21 protein-coding genes are annotated in these 23,457 nt (G+C 59.1%); 5 read left to right on the top strand and 16 right to left on the bottom strand.

What is annotated here, in order from left to right:
- The first annotated feature begins 51 nt into the window (after positions 1-51).
- Both R1T46_RS05940 and R1T46_RS05935 read left to right on the top strand, forming a co-directional pair.
- Positions 52-1,083 (top strand): metal-dependent hydrolase, encoded by a 1,032-nt coding sequence (locus R1T46_RS05940; RefSeq protein ID WP_317307657.1) that lies wholly within the window; start codon positions 52-54, stop codon positions 1,081-1,083.
- 2 nt (positions 1,084-1,085) lie between these two features.
- Positions 1,086-1,778 carry a pseudouridine synthase gene (locus R1T46_RS05935; protein WP_317307656.1) on the top strand — a complete coding sequence of 231 codons (693 nt, stop codon included), beginning with the start codon at positions 1,086-1,088 and terminating at the stop codon, positions 1,776-1,778.
- On the opposite strand, the gene R1T46_RS05930 is transcribed toward R1T46_RS05935, so the two are convergent.
- The 3 genes from R1T46_RS05930 to ilvD form a co-directional block, all read right to left on the bottom strand.
- On the bottom strand, positions 1,779-2,258 hold the full coding sequence (locus R1T46_RS05930; protein ID WP_317307655.1) for an asparaginase domain-containing protein: 480 nt from the start codon (positions 2,256-2,258) through the stop codon (positions 1,779-1,781).
- 26 nt (positions 2,259-2,284) lie between these two features.
- On the bottom strand, positions 2,285-3,154 hold the full coding sequence (gene pbpG, locus R1T46_RS05925) for a D-alanyl-D-alanine endopeptidase (RefSeq protein WP_317308267.1): 870 nt from the start codon (positions 3,152-3,154) through the stop codon (positions 2,285-2,287).
- Between the two features lie 113 nt (positions 3,155-3,267).
- Entirely contained in the window at positions 3,268-4,944 is a 1,677-nt protein-coding gene (gene ilvD / locus R1T46_RS05920) for a dihydroxy-acid dehydratase (RefSeq protein WP_041332496.1), read from the bottom strand.
- 246 nt (positions 4,945-5,190) lie between these two features.
- On the opposite strand from ilvD, the gene R1T46_RS05915 reads away from it, so the two are divergent.
- Together R1T46_RS05915 and R1T46_RS05910 are read left to right on the top strand one after the other, a co-directional pair.
- A complete protein-coding gene (locus R1T46_RS05915) occupies positions 5,191-5,817 on the top strand; it encodes an HPP family protein (RefSeq protein ID WP_007154975.1) in 627 nt (208 codons plus the stop codon).
- Complete coding sequence (locus R1T46_RS05910) at positions 5,814-6,209, top strand: glutaredoxin (protein WP_317307654.1); 396 nt, start codon at positions 5,814-5,816, stop codon at positions 6,207-6,209. Before R1T46_RS05915 ends, R1T46_RS05910 begins: the two co-directional genes overlap by 4 nt.
- 29 nt (positions 6,210-6,238) lie before the next feature.
- On the opposite strand, the gene R1T46_RS05905 is transcribed toward R1T46_RS05910, so the two are convergent.
- From R1T46_RS05905 to ald, 4 genes are all read right to left on the bottom strand, one after another.
- A complete protein-coding gene (locus tag R1T46_RS05905; protein ID WP_317307653.1) occupies positions 6,239-7,903 on the bottom strand; it encodes an alkaline phosphatase D family protein in 1,665 nt (554 codons plus the stop codon).
- 56 nt (positions 7,904-7,959) lie between these two features.
- Positions 7,960-8,571 carry a Yip1 family protein gene (locus R1T46_RS05900; protein ID WP_317307652.1) on the bottom strand — a complete coding sequence of 204 codons (612 nt, stop codon included), beginning with the start codon at positions 8,569-8,571 and terminating at the stop codon, positions 7,960-7,962.
- Positions 8,572-8,725: 154 nt separating this feature from the next.
- Positions 8,726-9,298 (bottom strand): glutathione S-transferase family protein, encoded by a 573-nt coding sequence (locus R1T46_RS05895; RefSeq protein ID WP_317307651.1) that lies wholly within the window; start codon positions 9,296-9,298, stop codon positions 8,726-8,728.
- Positions 9,299-9,327: 29 nt separating this feature from the next.
- Positions 9,328-10,440 carry an alanine dehydrogenase gene (ald, locus tag R1T46_RS05890; protein ID WP_317307650.1) on the bottom strand — a complete coding sequence of 371 codons (1,113 nt, stop codon included), beginning with the start codon at positions 10,438-10,440 and terminating at the stop codon, positions 9,328-9,330.
- Positions 10,441-10,599: 159 nt separating this feature from the next.
- Between ald and R1T46_RS05885 the strand changes: the two genes are divergently transcribed.
- Positions 10,600-11,415 (top strand): dienelactone hydrolase family protein, encoded by an 816-nt coding sequence (locus R1T46_RS05885; protein ID WP_317307649.1) that lies wholly within the window; start codon positions 10,600-10,602, stop codon positions 11,413-11,415.
- A 14-nt stretch (positions 11,416-11,429) separates the two neighbouring features.
- Here the strand turns inward: R1T46_RS05885 and R1T46_RS05880 are convergent, their stop codons facing one another.
- The 9 genes from R1T46_RS05880 to cysZ form a co-directional block, all read right to left on the bottom strand.
- Positions 11,430-12,125 (bottom strand): lysophospholipid acyltransferase family protein, encoded by a 696-nt coding sequence (locus R1T46_RS05880; RefSeq protein ID WP_317307648.1) that lies wholly within the window; start codon positions 12,123-12,125, stop codon positions 11,430-11,432.
- Between the two features lie 170 nt (positions 12,126-12,295).
- Positions 12,296-12,907, bottom strand: a complete 612-nt coding sequence (locus R1T46_RS05875; RefSeq protein ID WP_317308266.1) for a group II intron maturase-specific domain-containing protein — start codon at positions 12,905-12,907, stop codon at positions 12,296-12,298.
- Complete coding sequence (locus R1T46_RS05870; RefSeq protein WP_317306951.1) at positions 12,795-13,574, bottom strand: reverse transcriptase domain-containing protein; 780 nt, start codon at positions 13,572-13,574, stop codon at positions 12,795-12,797. Before R1T46_RS05870 ends, R1T46_RS05875 begins: the two co-directional genes overlap by 113 nt.
- An 800-nt stretch (positions 13,575-14,374) precedes the next feature.
- Positions 14,375-15,766 (bottom strand): group II intron reverse transcriptase/maturase, encoded by a 1,392-nt coding sequence (ltrA, locus tag R1T46_RS05865; RefSeq protein ID WP_410797373.1) that lies wholly within the window; start codon positions 15,764-15,766, stop codon positions 14,375-14,377.
- Positions 15,767-16,281: 515 nt separating this feature from the next.
- Positions 16,282-16,488: a cold-shock protein gene (locus R1T46_RS05860; protein ID WP_007154967.1), complete on the bottom strand. Its 207-nt coding sequence runs from the start codon at positions 16,486-16,488 to the stop codon at positions 16,282-16,284.
- Positions 16,489-16,727: 239 nt separating this feature from the next.
- Entirely contained in the window at positions 16,728-17,108 is a 381-nt protein-coding gene (gene crcB, locus R1T46_RS05855; RefSeq protein WP_317307647.1) for a fluoride efflux transporter CrcB, read from the bottom strand.
- Between the two features lie 78 nt (positions 17,109-17,186).
- Complete coding sequence (locus R1T46_RS05850) at positions 17,187-19,640, bottom strand: acyl-CoA dehydrogenase (protein ID WP_317308265.1); 2,454 nt, start codon at positions 19,638-19,640, stop codon at positions 17,187-17,189.
- 103 nt (positions 19,641-19,743) lie between these two features.
- The gene (rapA, locus tag R1T46_RS05845) at positions 19,744-22,608 is read right to left on the bottom strand and encodes an RNA polymerase-associated protein RapA (protein WP_317307646.1); all 2,865 of its coding nucleotides are present in this window, start codon (positions 22,606-22,608) and stop codon (positions 19,744-19,746) included.
- Between the two features lie 35 nt (positions 22,609-22,643).
- Positions 22,644-23,399 carry a sulfate transporter CysZ gene (gene cysZ, locus R1T46_RS05840; protein WP_317307645.1) on the bottom strand — a complete coding sequence of 252 codons (756 nt, stop codon included), beginning with the start codon at positions 23,397-23,399 and terminating at the stop codon, positions 22,644-22,646.
- Positions 23,400-23,457 lie beyond the last annotated feature (58 nt).

Here is a 23,457-nt window from a genome sequence, read left to right as displayed (position 1 = left end):
CCGATTCCGCGCATAATACCTGCCGGACTTAACTGACAAGGTGTCATCCCGATGGATTCGATTACCCAGGCGGCACTGGGCGCCTCGCTGGCCGGTGCCGTTGCCGGAAAAACCCTTGGCCGTTCAGCCCTGCTGGTCGGTGCCGTTCTCGGCACCCTTCCCGATCTGGACGTCATCATTGATTACGGCACGGCGGTCGCCAACTTCACCCAGCACCGCGGATTCAGCCACTCGCTGTTTGTCCTGCTGCCGCTGTCCGTATTGCTGGCCTTTGCACTCCATCGGTGGCGCCCCCATCTCGGCTACGGGCGTTGGTTTGCCCTCACCGCGCTTGTGCTTATGACGCACCCCCTGCTTGATGCCTTTACCACCTACGGAACCCAGTTGTTCTGGCCTATCGGCCCACCGGTGGCCATCAGCAGCATTTTCATTATCGACCCGCTTTATACCCTGCCGCTACTGGTCGGCATCACGGCGTTCCTGATCCGCGGGCCACAAACCAGCGCCATCATGGCCGGCCTGCTTCTTTCAACGCTTTATCTGGGGTGGAGTGCAACGGCGCAACAGATCATCCAGGAACGGGTTGGCCCCACGCTCGCCGAGGAAGGCCTGGAAGATGCCCCACGGCTGGTTCAGCCGATGCCTTTCAATACCGTACTGTGGCGAGTGACCGTTGTGGGTGAGGAAAAACGGGTGGAAATCGTGACCGGATTCCTGGATGGCAACGGCCCCGTTACGGTGGAACACTTCCCCCGTGAACCCAGCCTGGCAAAGGCCGCCACGTCATTACCCGAGGGCCAGCGATTGGACTGGTTTACGCGTGGTTTCCTGCACTACGACATGGATGGCGATCGGCTCACGGCGACCGATATCCGCCTGGGTATCCCCGGGGCGCACCCCTTCACCTTCATACTCGCAAAGTACAATGGCGACCGTCTTGAGCCAGAGCCCAGTTCACAACTGGAACGTCCGGCGATTGGTGGAGAACTTCTCGGCGTGCTCTGGTCGCGACTGACGGGCTCCGCCGAGGTACTGTGCCTTGCCAGCCTGACACTCCCGCCGCCTGGAGAGGGCTGTACCTGAGCATGCGACTGGATTATTTCGTTGCCAATGCGACCACTCTGTCGCGCCGCGATGCGAAAAAAGCCATCAGTACAGGCCGAGTCCGGATGGATGGGCAGACCTGTCGCAAACCCGCCTCCCCTGTGGACGCAGACACCCAGGTTTCCCTCGATGAGCAGCCGCTGTCACTGCCTGGCGAGCGGTACCTGATGCTGTACAAGCCCGATGGTGTGATCAGTGCCACCACCGACAGTCAGCAGCCCACGGCGCTGGACCTGCTGCCCGCAGACGTTCGTCACGGGCTCCACATCGCCGGGCGGCTGGACGCCGACACCACCGGGCTCCTGCTGCTGACCACCGATGGCCAATGGTCACACCGCATCACCTCCCCGCGGGTGGAATGCCCCAAGACCTACCGCGTGAGTCTCGCCGAACCCATTAATGACCTCGCCATCACGCAACTGCAACAGGGTGTATTACTGCACGGTGAGTCACGGCCCACCAGACCTGCCGATGTCCACTCGCTCAGTGCCCGGGAAATTGACCTGACGTTGTCGGAAGGGCGTTACCACCAGGTCAAAAGAATGCTTGCGGCGGTAGGCAACCATGTGACGGGATTGCATCGATGGCGTGTCGGCACCCTTGTGCTCGACGATTCACTGGCGCCGGGACACTACCGGGAACTGACCGCTGAGGAAGTGAACAGCCTGGGCTGATCAGGTGCGCTCGAAGCGCTGGGCCTTCAGGTTCTTGCGCACGGAACCGGCCTCGAACACCTCGCCGTTCATGGCGATATAAACCCCGTGAGGCAATAGCTGGACCGCTGCCCATGCATAGCCGATATTGAAAACCGCGTCGCTCCGGCGCATCCGTGCCGGTTGCATGGCACCAAACAACACAATAGTTTTCCCTTTCACCGACAGCAGCTCTCTGGCGGTTTCCGGCATGGTATCGGTACCGTGGGTGATCAGTACGCGCTCAGCGTTACACTGACTGACGGCTGTTCTGATGATCTCCCGCTCCCTGTCCGTGATTTCCAGACTGTCCTTGCGCAGCAAACCGTTCAGGGTATAGCCGTCATGGATGTTGGACTCCGCCAACAGCTCCGCAATCAGGCTATCGCCAATCTCAAACTCGCTGTTGGCATCGAAATACACCTTGTCGATGGTGCCGCCGGTGGTGAATATCTCAATCATACGCTGCGTTCCCGATTCGCCAGAGGTCAGTTCACGCTCACGGATGCGCCATCCGAAGCGGCATAAGCTGCGTTCTTTTTCCGCTCATACGCACGCGCGGCCGCAGCAACACTGCCACCGGCGCCGGTGGTCAGCCATCGTTTGATCCGGCCCGCATCCCCCATCGGTGAACGGGTGCCCAGAGAATCAAGCAGCACCGTTACCAACGGCTTGCCATCCAGTTCAAACAGCATAACGAGGCAACGGCCAGCTTCGGACAGATAGCCCGTTTTACTGATCCCCACGCCCCAACTGTCACGATGAACCAGGACATTGGTATTCCCGAACGCCAGTCGATATCTGGGTTGGCGGAACTGGGCGGTGAAATAGCGGGTGGTGGAATACTCCCGTATCTGTGGGTATTGGCTGGCCGCCCTGACCAGGCGAACCAGATCCGCCGCGGTGGAACGATTGTCAACCGACAACCCAGTGGGATCCACGAAGGTTGTTTTCAGCATTCCCAACTCAACGGCCTTGGCATTCATCGCTTCGATAAAGGCGTCATACCCACCGGGATGGTGTCTTGCCAGGGTATGGGCCGCAAAATTCTCTGACGACATCAGTGCAATACGCAGTACGTCAGAGCGTCTGAGCTCGGAGCTCACGCGAATACGGGTATAGGCGTTGGCGGGGGCGGGGATGTGGCGTTCCCGGAAGTCCAGCCATTCAGTCAGGGGCTCGCCGGACTCCATCACCACCAGCGCGGTCATCAACTTGGTGATTGAGGCAATGGGCACCCGCCGATCCGCATTCTTGCCATAGACCAAGCCGTCACCGTCGGCGTAGGCCACCGCTGCGTTGACAGAGGCCAGTTGCAACTCAGACCTCTCAATTGCCATAGCGGGTGAAACACTCATCAAGCACAGGACTGTCAACGCCAGGACAATGGCCGTTCGGATCATTGGTCAAACCTTATTATGTGTTATTCCGGTATCACCTTATTATTATACCAGCCAAAACAGCACCTGGCTCAGGGCTTGTCCGTCACTGCGCCTTCCGAGGCGGAGCTTACGGTGCGCGCGTATTTGGCCAGCACCCCGCGGGTAAACCTGGGAGCCGGTGCCGTCCATGCCTGTCGGCGGCGCTCCATTTCCTGCTCCGAAACATCCAGCTCAATACGGTTGGCCACCGCATCAATGGTGATGGTGTCACCATTTTCCACCAGCGCAATCGGGCCCCCTTCGGCGGCTTCCGGTGTAATATGACCAACCACGAAACCGTGGCTGCCACCGGAAAAACGCCCATCGGTAATCAACGCCACATCGCTGCCCAGGCCCTTGCCCATGATGGCCGAGGTAGGCGTCAGCATTTCCCGCATGCCCGGGCCGCCTTTGGGCCCCTCAAACCGGATCACCAACACATCCCCGGCCACAACAGTGCCGTCCATGATCCGCTCCTGGGCCTCTTCCTCAGACTGGAACACCCGTGCACGACCAGTGAAATGAGTGCCCTCCTTGCCGGTGATCTTGGCCACCGCACCAGTGGGCGCCAGGTTGCCGTAAAGGATACGCAGATGACTATCCGCCTTGATGGGGTCATCAAAGGCATGAATGATGTCCTGGCTTGCCGGGTACGGAGCCACGTCTTTCAGGTTGTCCGCCAGTGTCTGGCCGGTGACCGTCATGCAGTCGCCATGGAGCATGCCACGGTCGAGCAACATCTTCATCAACGGCTGGATACCGCCAATGGCCACCAGTTCTGACATCATGTAGTGACCGCTGGGGCGCAGGTCCGCCAGCACAGGAACCCGCTTGCCGATTTCCACGAAGTCATCCAGCGACAAGTCAACGCCAACGGTACTGGCCATGGCAATAAGGTGCAGCACCGCGTTGGTGGAGCCACCCAGGGCAATCACCACGGTGATGGCATTCTCGAACGCCTCACGGGTCATGATGTCCGATGGCTTCAGGTCCTTCTCCAGCAGGTTGAGCACTGCCGCGCCCGCCGCCCTGCAGTCTGCCGCCTTGGTTTCGGAAATAGCGTTCTGGGCAGAACTGCCCGGCAGGCTCATGCCCATGGCTTCGATCGCCGAGGCCATGGTGTTGGCGGTGTACATCCCGCCGCAGGAGCCTGGGCCCGGAATCGCGGTTTCCTCGATCTGTTTGACCTCAATCAGGTCCAGATCACCTCGGGCATGGGCACCCACCGCCTCGAACACAGAGATGATGTCGGTGTGATTCTCGCCGGGCATGATGGTGCCGCCATAGACAAATACCGACGGCCGGTTCAGCCGCGCCAGGCCCATCATGCAGCCGGGCATGTTCTTGTCGCAGCCGCCGATGGCAACCAGGCCATCAAAACCTTCACAACCAGCCACGGTTTCAATGGAGTCGGCAATGACTTCCCGCGACACCAGGGAGTACTTCATACCCTCGGTGCCGTTGGCGATGCCGTCCGATACCGTGATGGTGTTGAACGTCAGGCTCTTGCCCCCGGCCTCATCGGCACCAGCGGCGGATTCCTCCGCCAGTTGGTTGATGTGCATATTGCAGGGCGTCAGGTTGCTCCAGGTCGAGGCAATACCAATCTGGGGTTTGCGGAAGTCTTCATCGGTAAACCCCACGGCCCGCAACATGGCGCGGCTTGCCGACTTGCCCAGGCCGTCGACCACGGGCGCGGAATAACGGCGGCGTTTGTCTTCTGTCATTACTGTGCTCTCCTGAATGTCCGGTTAGCCCGGCCTTGTTTCTGTCATTAACAAAAGACTGTCAGAAACGCCCGGCGACAGCAATACAACGCCCCAGGCAATACCTTACGCCCTTCTGCTCAGAAGCATCAGTGAACCTTTGCCAGTCGCTCACGGTTATCGGAAATAGCAATTTGCCTTGTGCAGGGTCAGGGCTTACTATCACGCACCTTTTTGGTGCAAATGATTCAGGTTAACGAGAGAGCAATGGGACGCAGAAACGAACGACTGCGCTGGCAGTTAGCCAGTGGTCTGCTAAAGGTGTTTCATCTTGAACAGCTGACGAACCGATACAGCCGCCGAACTGTAATGGCGGGGTTTAGCCTGATCAACGGCACACTGAGTATCGCGCTTGTTTCCTTTATCGCACTGGTTACTCAGGAAGCCTTCATATTCCCGTCGCTTGGCGCCACGGCGTTTATACTGTTCCACGTTCCGCTCGCGGAACCGGCCTCTCCGCGCAATACCTTTTGCGGCCACCTCATCGGTGCGTTGATGGGGCTGTTCAGTCTTCATATTTTTGGTCTACAGGACCAGGCCTCCGCATTTTTACACGGAGTCGATCTGCCAAGGGTCGGCGCTTCGGCTTTATCCCTCGGCCTGACCGGCTGCCTGATGGTACTATTCCGTGTCGTGCATCCGCCGGCCGGAGCCACTGCGCTTATCGTATCACTCGGCCTGATGCCTGATCCGGCACAACTGCCCGTCCTGATGGCTGGCGTTTGCCTGCTTCTGGCACACGCTTATTGCATGAACAGGCTGTCGGGCATTCCCTATCCGGTTTGGTCTGCAACGAAATCCACCCCATCGACTGGAGCAGTATCGAGTCCATGAGAATCATCATCCGCTATTTTTTCCGTACCCTTCGGCTGATCCTGACCCCCTTCATGCTGATCAGCGAGAAGTTGAGCACACCCAAGGGCATCACGCGCACGCCTGACGCACAGGCAAAGGTGGACAGTGCCTGCGAAGACCTCGCGCTTTACCAGTTCACGGCCTGCCCGTTCTGCATCAAGGTCCGCAAGGAAATTGCGCGCCTGGGCCTCAACATCGAAACCCGTGACGCACAGCATGACGGCGAACGCCGCTCAGAGCTGGAAGCCGGCGGCGGTCACGTCAAGGTGCCCTGCCTGCGAATTCGGCAGGATGACGGCAAGGATCAGTGGCTGTACGAATCCAACGACATCAAACTGTGGTTGCAACGGCAATTCGAACCCGCCGCCTGAATCATTCGGCAGCGGGTTTACAGATGCCGTCAACCGGGCGTTACCAGTGAACGGTTGCCAGGCCCCGGCAAGGTCTGCCGCGCAGCATTGCGACCACTGACAATCTCGTAGTTACGGTCTTTGACGGTGCTGACGAAGCGCCAGTCCGCCCTCGCCTCGTCGGGCGTAAATGTCACCAGCATATAGCCCCGCTGGTTCACGTTCAGGTAGTCGAGATCGTCCACCAGAAGCTCAATAGCCGCCTCGGCATCGGGTATGGTCGCTTCAGGCAACTGGAGATAGTCTTCAAGACCGGGGGAAGAAACCCCCGGCGTGGCGAACTCCACACCCACCTGGTCACCATTGCCGGTTTTCAGGTTGCTGGCCCAGGCGTTGTGGGTATCCCCGGCCAGTACCACGAGGTTCTTTTGTAGTTGCCTCGCCGTTTCCAGGATCACCTCTCGTTCCACGTAGTAGCCGTCCCAGGCGTCCAGGTTGTATGGCAGCACGGTTTCAATTCGGGCAATTTCCTCGTCGGTCAACGAGGGATCTCCAGCCAGGTAGCGACCCTTGAGGCCAGCCAGCTCCGCGAACAGGGGCGGCAACACAGATGGGTCAGGGTTGATGATGCCGGCCAGCAGCTCCGCGGGCAGCGTCATCCGTCCCATCAACACCTGCTGCCCCAGCACCTGCCAGGTGGCGGTTGAAGTTGCCAGCGCATTCTCAAGCCAAAGCCGCTGCTCCGCACCCAGCATGGTACGGTTCGGGTCGCCTACATCTGCAGCAAACCGGGCCGCGTCAATGCCATCCTGGGTCAGGTAATCAGTGTAAGCCAGTTGCTCGTCGCGGCCGATGATCCGTGTATCCAGCATGTGCAGGTCCACCAGGTCGCCAAAGCGGAAGCTGCGGGAGATGGTTTCCTGGTCTCCGTCCGTGACCGGCCGGATCGGCATCCATTCAAAGTAGGCCCGCAGGGCATCGAGTTTACGGTCACTGAAATCACCCTCATCGGCGTTGTGGTTCTCAGCCCCGTTCCTCCAGGTGTCGTTGGCTACTTCGTGGTCATCCCAGACCGTGATGAACGGCACCTTGCGGTGCAACTCCCTCAAATGATCATCGCCCCGGTAAATCGCGTAGCGATGGCGGTAATCCTCCAGAGTAATGAGCTCACGGTTATTCGACGCAGGGAACGTACGGCCCATGGCTTCTGCCTGCGCCGCGCCATAGCTATCCGGGTCGCTGTCATACTCATAGAGATAATCCCCCAGATGCAACACGGCATCCAGGTTATCCAGGCCCGCGATTTCCCGATACACGTTGAAGTAGCCGGCGGGGTAATTGGAGCAGGACACCACCGCGAACCTCACCTGGCTCACCGCACCCTCTGGAAGGGTCTGCGTCATACCGGTCGGGGAGGTGCTTCTGGCGGTGCGGAAACGATAGTAATAGCGCTGACCTGGCATCAGGCCCCGAACATCCACCTTGAAGGTGTAGTCGTGCTGAGCCGAGGCGCGCGAGCGACCGGAATGAGTCATGCTCCGGAAATCAGCGTCGGTAGAGACTTCCCAGGCGATGTCCACGTCCCGCCCGGCATCGTCGTCCGGTACGGCACGAGTCCAGAGGATCACGCCATCCTGCAGGGGGTCGCCACTGGCGACGCCCTGGGAGAAGCGGATATCACGTTTGTCGCTGCTGTCGAGTACGCATCCGGCCAACCCTGTGGATATGGCGACATCCTGAATAGCAAATCACGACAGGCCGGGCAAACCCGCTACCCTTCGACGAAAATCGGCCCCATGCCATAGTTCCAGAGGATGACGGAGCCCACACGGGTTGACACCAGAATGACCAGGGCGACGGTCAACAGGGCACCAGCGTACATCACCGCTTGGCCCTTCGGGATACCCATGACAATCGGCAAGCCATCGTACATCAGCCAGGCGCCATAACAGGCTGCCGCCAGGAAGACCAGAGCATTGAACCAGGGCACCGGATAGAGCAACGCAAAACCGGCCAGGAACAGCGGCGTGCAGGAATACGACGCCAACGCAATGCCGTTAGAAGGAACGGTCTCTTCATGGGCGCCATACGTCCGGGCCATCCAGTTGATGGCGAACCCCAGGGCGAACACGCCCACCAGCATGGCCAGATAGGTCAGGATGCTTAGCTGTATTGCACTGACTTCCGTGAGCTTTATGACACGCTCACCGCTCACCGTCCAACCGAAATGGGCCGTGGAGATGTAGGCACAGATCGGCGCTATCGCGCCAAGCAACAGCACATAGGCAACATAGAGCCGCCGGGGAGGCGCGTGTTCCTTGCGGATTTCGGCCCACTCGGCATCGGGATGGGTGAACAGACCAAATGCGTGATTCAGGAGCATGGCTTTACCCCCCTTGAGGTAATTTTGTTATTGGTTGAATGGATACGCCTCACGGGCCTGGAAAGATCAGGCCACGCTACCATCAACTATAGCTTAGAAACGCAAGTGTTAAAGCCACCTTGTCTTTTATTGCCAATCACTTCCCGACAAAACCTTACGCTTTTCTCGGGTCGGTATCGGCGACAAGCGGCTGATCGCGATTCTGGTCCCGGAACCCCAGCAGGCTCTCAATGCCCGTGAAATCCACCAGATCCCGAAAATCGATCCAGTCGACCAGACAGTAGAGGCAAATCGCCGGGTAGTCCCATTGGGCGAACTGACCGTCGTCCACCATGGCCGCCAGGGTTCTGAACGTCATCATGATGCGTTCACGCTGGAGGTTGAACAACATCAGGTCTTCGTTGGTATCGATGCCTGAACGTGCCGACAACAGCAGGATCACCGCAGAGTCGTTAGCGGCGTCAATCAACGTCAGCTGGTTTTCCTGGTCCCAGGTCAACGGCACCATGCCCTGCTTTTCGCTGAGGTAGCGGGCAATTACCCGGGAATCGTACACCTCCTGATTGTCGTCGATCAGCATGGGAATCTTCAGCGCCGGGTTGTTGCGCCGGAGCTCATCCCTGCCCTGACCATAGATGTCGAGGTTCACGAATTCATAGTCACTATCATCCAGTAGCAGCCTGATACGACGAACATAAGGGGAGGTGGTGGAACCGATCAGTTTCATGAAATCTCCTTGTTTGAATGATGTTAATGTCAGAGCAGGTTTTCAGGATCTGCAAATTTATAGCCTGTGGACTCCGCCACCTCGCGGAAGGTGACCTTGCCCTGGAACACATTGAGGCCATTGCGCAGATGCGGATCGTCCTTCATCGCCCTTTCCGGTCCCTTGTTGGCCAGGGCGACGATAAACGGCAGTGTTACATTATTCAGTGCCAGAGTGGAGGTTCTTGCCACCGCACCCGGCATATTGGCGACACAATAATGCACCACCCCATCCACGATGTAGGTGGGCGCGTCGTGCGTGGTGGGTTTCGAGGTTTCGGTACAGCCACCCTGATCAATGGCCACATCCACGATCACGCTGCCTTCTGGCATACGGCTGACCATGTCACGGGTTACCAGCTTGGGTGCGGACGCGCCTGGAATCAGCACACCACCGATGACCAGGTCTGACTCGGTCACCGTCTCTTCCAGGGTCGCTGCGGTTGAGAACAACGTGCTAATACGATTGCCATAGAGATGGTCGAGATTTCTCAATACGTCCATATTTCGGTCCAGGACCGTTACGTGCGCCCCCAGGCCGATGGCCATGGCGACCGCATTCTGCCCCACCACACCACCGCCAATCACGGTTACCTTCGCTGGGCTCACACCCGGCACACCGCCAAGAAGTACACCCCGACCGCCAAGGGATTTTTCCAGGCAGTGGGCACCAGCCTGAATCGACATTCGCCCCGCCACTTCTGACATAGGGGCCAGTAACGGCAGTCGCCCGTGGCTGTCGGTGACCGTTTCATAGGCAATACAGGTCGCCCCTGATGCTACCAGGTCATCGGTCTGGGCCTGATCCGGCGCAAGGTGCAAATAGGTGAAGAGAGTCTGGCCGGGCTGCAACAAGACCCGTTCGTCCGCCTGGGGCTCCTTGACCTTGACGATCATGTCGGCTGCCTCGAACACAGCCGTTCCGCTATCCAGAATCTCGGCCCCGGCCTTCACATAATCATCGTCCGTGAAGCCGATGGCAGCGCCAGCATCTCTCTCAACATACACCTTATGGCCGTGGTCACACAGCTCGTGAACCGCCGCCGGTGTCATTCCCACCCGGTACTCGTGATTCTTGATCTCCTTCGGTACGCCGATCTTCATGCCTGACCCCTTGAATCCGTCGGGTAAACGATGTCTCATCGGGTAAAGTGTAGTAAAAAGGTCTGACACCGGCAGTAGCAATTGAATGCATCGGTTTGATGGGCCTCGGCGTAAAACCCGAAGCAATCCACGCAATCGACCCAAATGGAGCAGGAACCAATGAATAGATACAGGCACGCCCTGGCAGCAACCCCGCTCTCACTCGCAGTAGTCCTTACTCTGGCAAGCGGACAGGTGACAGCCGATATGCAGACAGAAACTGTGGAATACACCGTAAACGGCGAAACGTTTACCGGCTACATGGCTTACGACGACGAAGCAGAAGGCAAGCGCCCCGGTGTTCTGGTGGTTCACGAATGGTGGGGGCACAATGAGTTTGCCCGTGAACAGGCGGAAAAGCTGGCAGCCGCCGGCTACACGGCGTTTGCGCTGGATATGTATGGCTCGGGCAAACTCGCCGAGCACCCCGAAGACGCGCAGGCCTTTATGAAGGAGGCGACCAAGGATATTGATCAGGTCAAGGCTCGCTTCATGGCCGCCAGGGAGTTGCTCGCGAAGCACGACAGTGTCGACGGCAGCAAGATTGCCGCCCAGGGTTATTGCTTCGGCGGTGCCGTGGTACTGAACATGGCACGCCTGGGTGTGGATCTTGATGCCGTGGTCAGCTATCACGGCGCGCTGGGCAGCCCCATCAAGGCCGAAGCCGGCAAGGTCCAGCCGCGGATTCACGTCTACACCGGTGGCGCAGACAAGATGGTGCCCTCGGATCAGGTGTCCGGCCTGGTGAAAGAAATGCAGGATGCCGAAGCCGATCTAACCCTGGTCAGCTTTCCCGGTGTCATGCACTCGTTTACCAATCCTGGAGCGGATAAGGTCGCCGAGGAATTCAATATGCCCATCGCCTATGACGAGCAGGCTGCCAAACGTTCTTGGGAGGGCACCCTGCGGCTCTACGAAGACGTTTTCAACGACTGATCGTTATCTGTCCTTCAGAGGGCACCTTCTATGGTGCCCTTCACTTCTTCCTGAACTTCCCTCACCTCACGTCCGGCGGTGGCTACCGGCGGATGAACAATAATCTCGATCAGACCTGGCGAGAATACCGCGGTTCCCTTGGGGAGTCTGTCATGGGAGCCCCGGATCGTCACCGGGAGAACGGGGAGTTCACCGTCGCGGGCAATCACAAACCCGCCTTTCTTGAAGGACAGCAAGTTGCCATCCCGGGATCGGGTGCCCTCGGGAAACATCAGGATGCTGGTACCTTCGGGCAACTGGGCGACGCCGCGTTTGATACTTTCCAGGGCATCACTGCCCCGGGAGCGATCGATGAACAGGTTACGCGAGGTTTCCAGCGCCAGGCCAAATAATGGCACCTTACGCAGCTCTTTCTTGATCACCCAGCGGTATTGCAGTCCCAATGCCAGCACCAGGGCCGGGGGATCAAAATAGGACGCATGGTTGCTGAGGATAACGTAGCGCTGGGCCGGGTCGATGTGCTCGCGTCCGCTGACTTTCAGCCGGATACCGGTGAGTTTGAGCATGCACCAGGCGTATACCTGGGTGCCGTGAAAGGCGGCGTTGCCGCTACGGCCGGCAAGAGCGGCGACAACAATGGGCAGGAACAGGATCAGCGTGAGCAGCGCAGCCCAAAACAGGATCCAGACAGCTTTGAGGGTGTTCAACATAGCAGGCCCTGAGCAAACTGACAGTTAGGCGATCGCCCGGCGGCAGGGGATAAAAGATGTCGCATTGGGGTGGGAATCACAAAATCCACTCACATCGAGTAGGGTGAGGCGACACCGCCTCATCCCTCTCACAGAACCGTACATACGGGCCACGTATACGGCTCATGCCATTAACTTACCCCGAACTCGGGAACAGTGATGCCGGTTTTGACCTTCGTAAGATCCATCAACTTCAGGTCATTGTGCAAGTAGGTGTTGGGCAGGGCCAGACTGGCCAGTGGGGACGCCGCATTGCGCCAGCTTTGCATCTTGATGTGCCGGAACGGGGGCTTGTAGCCCAACTGTTTCAGCCTCCGATGCAGCCGGCTCGGCTTCTTCCACTGCTTGAGCTGGATGCAGCGCAGTCGCCGCCTTAACCAGCTCATCACCTGCTTCAGCACCCGCGCGCAGTTTGCCACCCGGAAGTAGCTGGCAAAGCCCCGTAGCACCGGGTTCAGCTCGCGGATGATCGCCGCAAGCCCGATGCCCCGGTTTCGCTTCGTCAGCGCTTTCAGCGTCTGCTTGAGCTTCACCACCTTCTTGTCCTGGATGCGGGTGTAGTTCATGTGGATCACCACGCCCAGGAACTTCACCCCCTCATCGCTGTGGGCGATGTGGGTTTTGGTGGCGTTAACCGTCAGCTTCAGCTTCCCTTCCAGGTAGCTTTGGGCCACCCGTAACGCATTCTCCGCGCCCGCTCGTGAACCGCACAGGATCAGGATGTCGTCCGCATAGCGGACGATCCGGTGACCCCGCGCCTTCATGAACTGGTCGAAGGCGTCCAGATAGAACGTTCGCAATCAGCGGACTGATCACGCCGCCCTGCGGGCTTCCCAGCTCCGTGTCTTCAAGGTGGTACCCCACCATCACCCCGCTTTCCAGACACTGGCGCAACAGTGACAGAACACTGCCGTCCGTGATCCGTTGGCGGAACTGGCGGATGATCAGATCGTGGTTTAACGTGTCGAAGCATTTCGACAGGTCCATATCCACAACCCAGTCACGACGGTAGCGGCGGATGAACCGCTCCGCCTTGCCAATGGCATGGTGACCACTGCGTCCCGGACGGTACCCGTAGCTCGACGGGTGGAAGTCCGGCTCGAAGATCGGTTCGATGATGCTGCGCAACGCCTGTTGCACCACCCGGTCCCGAACCGTCGGAATGCCCAGCAGACGCTCACCGCCGTCATCCTTGGCGATGGCTACGCGTCTGACTGGCTGCGCCCGATAGCGCTTTTCCTTCAGCTCGAGCAACAGGCACGACAGCTCCACCTCCAGATCCGCCTCAAACGCACTCAGGCTCTGCCCATCGATTCCGGCCGCGCCCTTGTTGCGTTTGATGTGTCTGAAGGCTTCATACAGGCGCTGTTTTGACAGCAATTGCCCGTACAGACTGTAGTATTTCCTCATGCCTGCTCATCTCTGTGGTGACGGCTTCGAGGATCGGTCTGGCTGCCGGTCTGTTTCAAGCAATCCGTCCGGGTACTAGCACTCTGGCAATCTGCCGCCACGGTATCGCTTTACTCCCTTGCCCGGAGAACACCGAAGCCACTACGTTCCCGCAGCACCTCAATGCACGTCCCTGCCCCGTCGGGCAGCTTGTGAGCGCAGCGTCCACCTGTTCGCTCGTCGTCCGTCACTCTCGTTAATGACTTCCGCCCTTCGCATCCGACCAGAGCTTTTGACCCTGGCCGGTCCGCTGAACCTCCGTCAGCGGTCGTTCCGGTTTTGTCCTCCACGCTGTTACCAGGCTTCTCAGGCCGGAACTTCCTCACTACTACGGCATCATCTGCCACCTCGCACCGACTGCGGCCTCGGCTTTCGCCTTGCGCCACAGCCTCCGGCGTCGCCGGATTCGGTGTCAGGCTTCCCCGGTTACTGCACCGGCTCCCTGTTAACGATGCCACCCTCAAGCACAGCCCAGGTCTGACTGAGTATCGGGCTTCGCGTTATTTTGCACGCTGACCCACCTGGACTGCCGAAACAGGTTCACTTGCGTTGTGTACCGTTAACTTCCTATGGCTTCCTTCAGACCCCACCGTTGGCCAGTGACGCCCTTGCCAGTCGGATTGTCTTCCCCTCAGTCGGGGTGACGCCACCTTCTTTCAGATGGCCGGGTTTGCCGGCTTCGCCGGGCAATCGAGTAGGAGGGGGAGTTACCTCCCCCGTCCTCTCACACCACCGGGCATACGGTTCCGTACCACGGCGGTTCATGGTCGGCTCTGAAGCCGAGTCATCGTATCCAGCAAGCTTACCAGAGACAGACGGTCGAATACCCTCTTAGGCAGGGCCGCGTTCATATGAGTCGCGCCACTGTTCCACCAGGGTCCACGACCATTGGTCGCGCTCCTCCAAGCCCTTATCTCAGTCAAGCCTAGCCGTACCAGGTTGCGGGCCCGCGTGCGGGTCCGCTTCCACTGCTGCCACAGGATCAGGCGAAGCCGCCGTCTTATCCAGCCATCCAGGGCTTCGACCGAACGCTTCGAGGCGGTCAGGCGATAGTAATTTGCCCAGCCTCTCAGCACCGGGTTCAGGTTCCGGATGGTGGTCGTCAACGACTGTCCCCGTGACCGTTTCAGCAGGGGGCGAAGCTTGGCCATGAAGGCCTTCAGGCTTTTGGGCGCGACTCTCAACCGGACCTGACGTTTATGCCAGCTCACGCTGTAACCCAGAAAGCTCCGACGCCAGGGGCGGTCCACGGCGCTTTTCACCGTATTCACCTTCAGGCGCAAGCGCGTTTCCAGGAAGTGGGTAATACTGGCCATCACCCGTTCGCCGGATCTTTTGCTGCTGACGTAAATGTTGCAGTCGTCCGCATAGCGGCAGAACCGGTGTCCCCGCCGCTCCAGCTCCCGATCCAGTTCGGTCAGGAGCACGTTAGAGAGCAAGGGCGACAGGGGGCCGCCTTGCGGCGTGCCTTCCCGTCTCGGGCTGACCAGTCCTCCTTCGAGCATGCCGGCTTGCAGGTAACGCCGGATCAGGGTGAGTATCCGCCGGTCGGCTATGCGACAAGCCAGCAGGCTCATCAGCACATCGTGGTTGACCCGGTCAAAGAACTGGGCCAGATCCAGATCGACCACCCAGCGGTGGCCGTCGTTGATGTGTTGCTGCATCGCCTTGACCGCCTGGTGGGCACTTCGACCGGGGCGGAACCCATAGCTGTGATCCGAGAAGGTCGGCTCCAGCATCGGGCTCAGTGTTTGGTGAAGTGCTTGCTGGATCAGGCGATCCTGCACCGTCGGAATACCCAGTATCCGTTCCCCGCCTTGCGGCTTGGGGATGCTGACCCGGCGTACCGGTTGAGGATGGTAGTCTCCGGCCAACAGCCGCTCGCGCAGTGTTGGCCAATGCTGTTGCAGGTGGCCCTTCAGGGCTGTTACCGGCATCTGATCGACGCCAGCCGCCCCTTTGTTGGACACCACCCGCTGATACGCACGCATCAGGTTCGGGCGCTCAAGCACCTGCTCCATCAGCGCGTTCGGCTCCGCGTTCGTCCACGGGTGAGCCCCCGCGCCTGCCTCGACACGGGCCTCAGTACCTGCCGGGTTCCGCCCAACCCCTTCCTGAATGCCCTGACCCATCCGGGTCGCTTCTGTCTTCATAAGCACATCACGAGAACTCACCGTCTACTAACGGCCAACCATGTTCGGTCCTTCAGTACGCGGTAACGCACCTACTATGACCTCGGCTGAGTTCTGGCTCCCCATCCCCACCTCTCGCGAAGTGAGTAGCACAGCGGCAGAGAACCAGACTTCCCAGGGTAAGACGCGTGACCTTCACACTTATGCCAGCCGCATTTACGTCCACACCTTCCGTGCAAGTACAGGGCTTTGACGATAGTTGACGCCTTACCCGGTGTGACCGCCTCATATGCGATTTCTGTTCGTCAGGCCAGTGCTTTGCCTGCGGCTTCCTTCAGATTCCATCTCACGATGGACACCCTTGCCGTCCGGCTAGTGGTTCCCCTTGCCGGGTCCACAGGGGACTTGCACCCCCAAGTCATCCGGCCAGCACCACCTGTACCGGAACAGCGCCCGTCAAGGCGCTACGCGCCATGCCTGGCGCACAACAAAAAAAGGCAGCCGAGGCTGCCTTTTTGGCGGTGCCCTACTATCCGTTAGATAGCAGTAACGTTTTCCGCCTGAGGACCTTTCTGGCCCTGGGTAACGGTGAACTCAACCTGCTGGCCTTCTGCCAGGGTCTTGAAGCCGCTGCCCTGAATTGCGCTGTAGTGAACGAATACGTCCGGGCCGCCTTCACGAGTGATAAAGCCAAAGCCTTTTGCTTCGTTGAAGAACTTAACAGTGCCGGTAGTAGTAGACATACTTAAACTTCCTGAAATCAATCATTTTATCTTGCCGCCAGGCCATCGTCGTGATGCCTGATCAGCGTTTACGGAAATACAGAATTCGCGGAATCAAAAACAGGACGGTCACTACTAACTGCGGAGGTACGTCTTATTCATGAAAGCTTTACTGAATCTTTCCTACGAAAATAACTTTACTCTTTGTTTTTCGGATTGCCAAGCGTATTTTTAATTTATTGCGTACGTAGTGTTACCCATTATCCCCGGACCAGACCGAAGGTGTAAATTCCCAGCGCTGTCATGAGGATAGAGCCAACAACATGGGCGAGAATTCCAGCCAGGGCCATGCTCCATTTGCCTTCCTGGATAGCGGAAAGCATTTCCAGGGAGAAGGTGGAGAAGGTGGTCAGGGCGCCGCAAAGGCCGGTAATGGCAAACAGGCGCCACTCCGGTGCCAACGAAGTGCCATGAACGAAATAGCCAATAAGCAGGCCAACAAGCCAGCCGCCGGAGAGGTTGGCGGCGAGGGTGCCGTAGGGAATGGCGTGGTAGCTGCTGTTGAGCCAAAGGCCCAGGGCCCATCTCAGGTTGGCGCCGATGACGGCTCCGGTGCTTACCGCCAGGATTGATAGCCACATTCCCAAATTACCTCATGATTTGGTGACTGCCGGATGTTGCCATCCGGCGTCCCTCAATCCAAACCCCTATACCGTCTGTCAGGCCGGGTTGTGGTCGATCAGCGTGTCCTTGTTGCGGGCGAACTCGTCGAACGGGAAGTCGTCGACGGTCAGCATTTCCAGGACCACGGCTTCGTACTCGCGCATGAACTCGGCCTCTTCCTTGGTGAAGATGTCCGCTTCCAGTGCGGCTTCGAAGCGTTCTTCCGGATGCAGTGCATCCATCGGCAACTGGCCCTTGGCATACGCCTTGGTGACTTTGCGATAAAGCTGTTCGGCCTTGTCGTAATCCTTCAGCAATATGTTGTATTGAGCAATGGGATTCTCAACCGCACCCTTGCCTTCGCCAGCCGTCGTCCAGGCGCCGGCCAACAGCTTCTCCCGCACGGGGCTGTCGGTGGAGATGGCTTTTGCCAGTTTGCGGGCCAGATCATCACGGGGCTGGTCCCAACGACGGCCGAGGGGCATGGTGATGGCACGCAAGGCCATAGCGACCGGGCGGTTAGGAAGGTTCTGGAGGAATTCTTCCATGGCGGTTTCCGCTCGGTTCAGCAACAGCGCCATGCTGTACTCCATCAGGTCGCGCTCACCGTCAACCGGCTGGGTTTCATGCCAGTTCTTGAGCACCATGGAGGCCAGGTAAAGATTGGCCAGCACATCACCAAGGCGGGCGGAAATCAGCTCACGCATTTTCAGTTCCGACCCCAGCGTGGTCATCGCGGCGTCGGCACACAGGCCGAAGGCGGCGCTAAAGCGGGCCACACCCTGAGCGTATTTGCGTGCATTGTGGTCAAACGGCACGTCGGGTTTGCCGATACCCAGAGCCTGGGTGAACGCACGAGCAGCGTTGCCGAAGATCAGGCCAGCGTGGCCGAAAAAGGCATCGTCGAACGCGTCGATGTCATCGTTGTCTTTGGCCGCCAGTTCCTTCAGTACATAGGGATGACAGCGTATTGCACCCTGACCGAAGATCATCAGGCTGCGGGTCATGATGTTGGCGCCTTCCACAGTGATGGAAACCGCCGCACCACTGAAGCCGATACCCAGGTAGTTGCGGGGGCCAAGGGTGACCGTCTTACCACCATGCACATCCATAGCGTCGGTCAGGACACCGCGCTGGAATTCGGTCAGGTGGTACTTGAGAATCGCCGACGGTACCGCCGGTTTTTCGCCTTTGTCGATCATGTTCGCGGTGTGGTTCACTGCCGACTGGGCGATGTAGGTCTTGGCAGCAATGCGGGCCAGAGGCTCCTGCACGCCTTCCATGTCTGCCACCGGGGTATTGAACTGGCGACGGATGCGGGTGAAGCCGCCAGCGGTGCCCACTGAGTAGGCAGCCGCTCCGGCCGCGCCGGATGGCAAGGTGATGCAGCGTCCGACGGACAGACACTCAACCAGCATGCGCCAGCCCTGCCCGGCCATTTCCTGGCCACCGATGATGTAATCCAGCGGAATGAACACGTCGGTGCCCTTGATGGGGCCGTTCATGAACGGGGTGCCGATGGGACAATGCCGGCGGCCGATTTCCATGCCCTTGGTATCACGGGGAATCAGCGCACAGGTGATACCGTAGTCCTTGGTGTCACCAAGCAGTCCGTCGGGGTCGAACATGCGGAAGGCAAGACCAACCACGGTGGCAACCGGCGCCAGGGTAATCCAGCGCTTCTCGAAGTTGAGGCGCAGACCCAGCACTTTTTTGCCCTCGAACTCGCCCTTGCAGACCACACCGGTGTCCGGCAGTGAGGTGGCATCCGAGCCAGCGCGGGGACCGGTCAGGCCGAAGCAGGGAATATCACGCCCATCCGCCAGCCGGGGAAGATAGTGATTCTTTTGTTCGTCGGTGCCGTACTTGACCAGCAGCTCACCCGGGCCGAGGGAGTTGGGCACGCCCACGGTGACCATCAGCATTTCGTTGGCCGCCAGCTTCTGCAACACCGCTGTCTGGGCCTTGGCGGAGAAGTGCAGGCCGCCGTATTCCTCGGGAATGATCATGCCGAAGAATTTCTCTTTCTTGAGGAACTCCCACAAATCCGCCGGCAGATCAGCACGTTCAACGGCCAAGTCCCAGGCGTTACACATGGAAATGGCCTGGGTGCACTGGTTGTCCACAAAAGCCTGCTCTTTCTCAGACAGGCCCGTGTTGCGGTTGATCAGCAGGCTGTGCCAGTCCGGGCGCCCGGTAAACAGCTCGCCATCCCAACTGACGGTCCCCGCTTCCAGGGCCACCTTTTCGGTATCGGACACCTTGGGAGCCACTTTCTTGAACATGGCGAATACCCGCGGGGTCAGCCAGCTCCGGCGAAATCCCGGCAGACCTGCAGCGGCGGTGACGGCGGCGCCGATAAACAGTATGAGCGCGAGCAATCCTGACGCCAGGAAAAGCGAAAGCACGCCTGTTACCACCATCACCCCGATAGCGGGTTTGGCACCGGATTCCTTGCGCATCACAACAAGAAGGCCGGTAACAGCAGCAAGAAACAGTATGAAAGTCATCATGGATACTCTCTGTCGTCCGTGGTTTTGAATGTCAAAAACTACATTCTGTTACGTTCAACCTACCTGATCAGATGAATCCTGACCAGCAACTGGTTCACCATCAGGCAGTTACAATCACGCGAATGCCTTCCAGGGACAGGCTGGCCTGCCCAAGTAACGTCTCCGCGGCGTGCAACTGTTTACGGAAGAAGTCGATTTCGTCGTCACGAATGGTCGGATTGACCTTCTTCATCGCCTCAAGACGCTGGATTTCTGCCCCGAACACGCTTCTGACCTGGGCCAGGGCCGACGCCCTCAAAGGCTCCAGGTGCGGCTCGGAAAGGCGTTCGGCATGATCGACCATGGTTTCCACCTGCGGGCGAATCTGCGGCACGATGGCCTGAGCGGTGCGCCTGCGGATGTTCGAGCACATGTCGTTGAGCCGGTCATGAGGCAGAGTTGCCGACAAGTCACGCCCGTTCACATCCACCAGCAGCCTCAACGGCGAGACCGGCAGGTACCGGGACAACTGCAGCGATTCAGGCGCCGGGCAATGCACGGTATACAGGGCCTCCAGCAACAAAGTGCCGGGTGGCAGCGCCTTGACCGTCATACTGGCCAAAGCCGCCTTACCCAGCCCGGAACTGGTGACCGATTCCATGATGCCGGTCACCAGCGGATGCTCCCAACTCATGAAGGCCATGTCTTCGCGCTCAAGAGCCTGCTGACGACTCCAGGTAACGGTCAGGCCGTCTTCCGGCAGCTCGGTCACGTGTCCGGCCTGGTATTGCTCGCCCGGCCTCAGCACGTCGGCATGCTCGGAATGATCCTCGACCTCAACGCCGAGGATATCGCAGGCCTCGATCATATAGTCACGAACCTGGGCGGATTCTTCCTCGGATTCGATCTGGCTGATCAACGCCTCCGCCACGTCCGGACGGCAGGAGTTAAGCTCGATGAGCGCGTCGCGACCGTTGCGCAGCAAGGTACGCAGGCGCTCGGCCTCGGCCCGCGAAGCATCAACCAACGCCGGCAGGTCGTCCGTCGCACCATCAATGACGGCTCGCCACTGCGCGGCCACATGATCATGGACAGCGACACCCACGGAGCAACTTTCATTGAACGCGTTCAAGCCTTCCTCAAACCAGCGGTACTGGACCTCCTGGGCCGTTCCCTGCAAGTAGGGGATATGGATGTCGATGGTGTCGGTCTGGCCAATTCGGTCGAGCCGGCCGATGCGCTGTTCCAGCAAGTCCGGGTTGGCGGGCAGATCGAACAGGATCAGGTGATGGGCAAACTGGAAATTGCGCCCCTCACTGCCGATTTCCGAGCAGATCAGCGCCTGGGCGCCCTGTTCGGTGTCGGCGAAGTAGGCTGCGGCGCGGTCCCGCTCGATCAGGCTCAGGTGTTCATGGAAGGCGGCGCTGCGGATACCGGCACGCAGTTGCAGGTAGTGCTCCAGAGCCATGGCAGTCGAGGCGTGGGCACAGATCACCACCACCTTGGCCGGCTTCAGGCCGGTCAGGGTCTTCTCCAGCCAGGCGACACGGGGATCTTCCGCCAGCCATTGTTCTTCGTCCACGGCCGTTTCGGGCGTTAACCCGGCAATACCCTGGCAAGTATCTTCCTGCTGATAGAGTTCCGGGCAGGGTAACGAAACCGGTAGCGGGTGGCGCTCAGGGAAACCCTTGATGGCGGCGCGGGTGTTCCGGAACAGCACACGACCGGTACCATGCCGGTCCAGCAATGCATCAACCACAGCCTGTGCCGGCTCCTGGGACGCCATCAAACCTTCCAACTCATCACCCAGCCAGCCCTCGAGGGCTTTCCGATCCGTGTCGGAGACTGCGGTTATGCCTTGCTCTCGGATATGGGAAACCACGCCATTGATCACTTCGTACTGCTTTTCCTCTTCCCGGAAAGTCTCCAGATCGTGAAAGCGTGCCGGGTCCAGTAACCGCAAGCGAGCGAAGTGGCTGGCCACCCCCACCTGCTCCGGGGTTGCGGTCAACAGCAACAAGCCATTGCTGGCTTCTGAAAGCTGCTCAATCAGCCGATATTCAGGGCTCGCCACCTCCGGGCTCCAGGCCAGGTGATGGGCCTCATCCACCACCATCAGGTCCCAACCGGCGGCAATGGCATCCGCCTGGGCCTGTTCGCTGGTCATCAGGAAATCCAGGCTGCACAGTGCAAGCTGTTCACTCTCAAACGGGTTTTCATCGGCATCGGTCAGGTCGTCATCCTCTTCCGACAACTCCTCCAGATCCTCCATGGCCTCATACCGGCTGCGATCAATGATCGAGAATCGCAGGTTGAACCGCCGCAGCATTTCCACCAACCACTGATGCATCAACGAATCCGGCACCACGATAAGTACCCGACGGGCGCGACTGGTGTGCAGCTGATAGTGAAGGATCAGGCCGGCCTCAATGGTTTTGCCCAACCCCACTTCGTCCGCCAGCAAAACCCGGGGGGCGTAACGTGTTGCCACTTCGTGGGCAATGTAAATCTGGTGTGGCAGGTGCTGCGTGCGCGCACCGATCAGGCCCTGAGCCGAGGATGCACGCAACCGGTCAAGGTGTTGCGCGGTGGCCATCCGCAGGCGAAACGCACCATTGCGATCAAACTGGCCGGCAAACAGCCGTTGGTGGGGGGCGGAAAAGTCCACAGAACTGCTGAGTTTTACCTCTGAAACCTGGATCAGGTTCTCTCCGCCGTCATCGGCGTGGTACATCAGCACACCGCCGATATCCTCCACGGCCCTCACGATGTAACGTTCGCCATCGAAGGTTTCGATAGCCTCGCCAATCTGGTAGATGATCCTCGACAGCGGAGCATTGTCGATGGCGTAGGTGCGCTCCTCATCCGCCGCCGGGAAACCCAACGTTACACGGCGGCCTGAGATGTCCGTGACAATACCAAGGCCGAGCGCGGTATCGCTGTGGCTGACCCAGCGCTGACCAATTACAAATTCCGATGTATCCAAGAAACCTCCGACAGATTTAAATCACCGTAACTGCTTTATACGTCTGTGTTCGAGGGACCGTTCTCACGCACCCAATAGGCGGTGGCACCACAAACCGCGGCAGGCACCACCACCAGGTTCAGCACCGGCACCATGGCCGCCAATGCCACCGGCAGGCCAAACCCGAGGGCCGACAGGCGAGTGTCACCCAGCAGCCGCCGCAAGGCCGGGAAACTGACCCGATGGTTGTCCGCCGGGTAGTCCACGTACTGCAGCGACATCATCCAGCAATTGAAGACGAACCACAGCACGGCCGCCACCAGATTGACCACCGGGATAACACCGATAATGAAAAGGCCAATGGCCCTGGGCAGGTAGTAGAGGATTTTCTGCACCTCCCGCCAGAGAGAGCGGGGAATATCCCGTATGATCTGGCTCCAGCCATCATCGGTGCTGACCTCCTGACCGGTCAGGTGCTTTTCCGTCAGCTCCGACAGGTAACCGTAGAAGGGCGAGCCGATGAGGTTCGCCAGGATCACGAACCCGTAAGCCAACATCAACAGGATGACGGCGCCGTAGAGAATCCAGAACAACCAGTCGAGGCTTTGTAGCCACGCCCAATCCGGTAACCAGCTCATGGCTGTGGCAATCATCGCTGCAAAGAGTTCAGCCAGAAAGTAGAACAGGAGGCCGAATAACAGAATATTAATAACCAGGGGAATAACGACGAACAATCTCAGTCCAGGCTCTCGTATCAGCCGGAATCCTTCTCCAAGGTAACCCAGGCCGCGGAAAAAATTACCTTTCAACATACCTCGCAGCACCTCAGCTTCAATGACAGTGACGGGGCGCAAAGCATATCATGTTGCA

It is taken from the genome of Marinobacter salarius (assembly GCF_032922745.1).
Lineage (GTDB): Bacteria > Pseudomonadota > Gammaproteobacteria > Pseudomonadales > Oleiphilaceae > Marinobacter.
The sequence above is the reverse complement of the archived record's forward strand: the minus strand, read 5'-3'. Positions and strand labels throughout refer to the sequence as shown.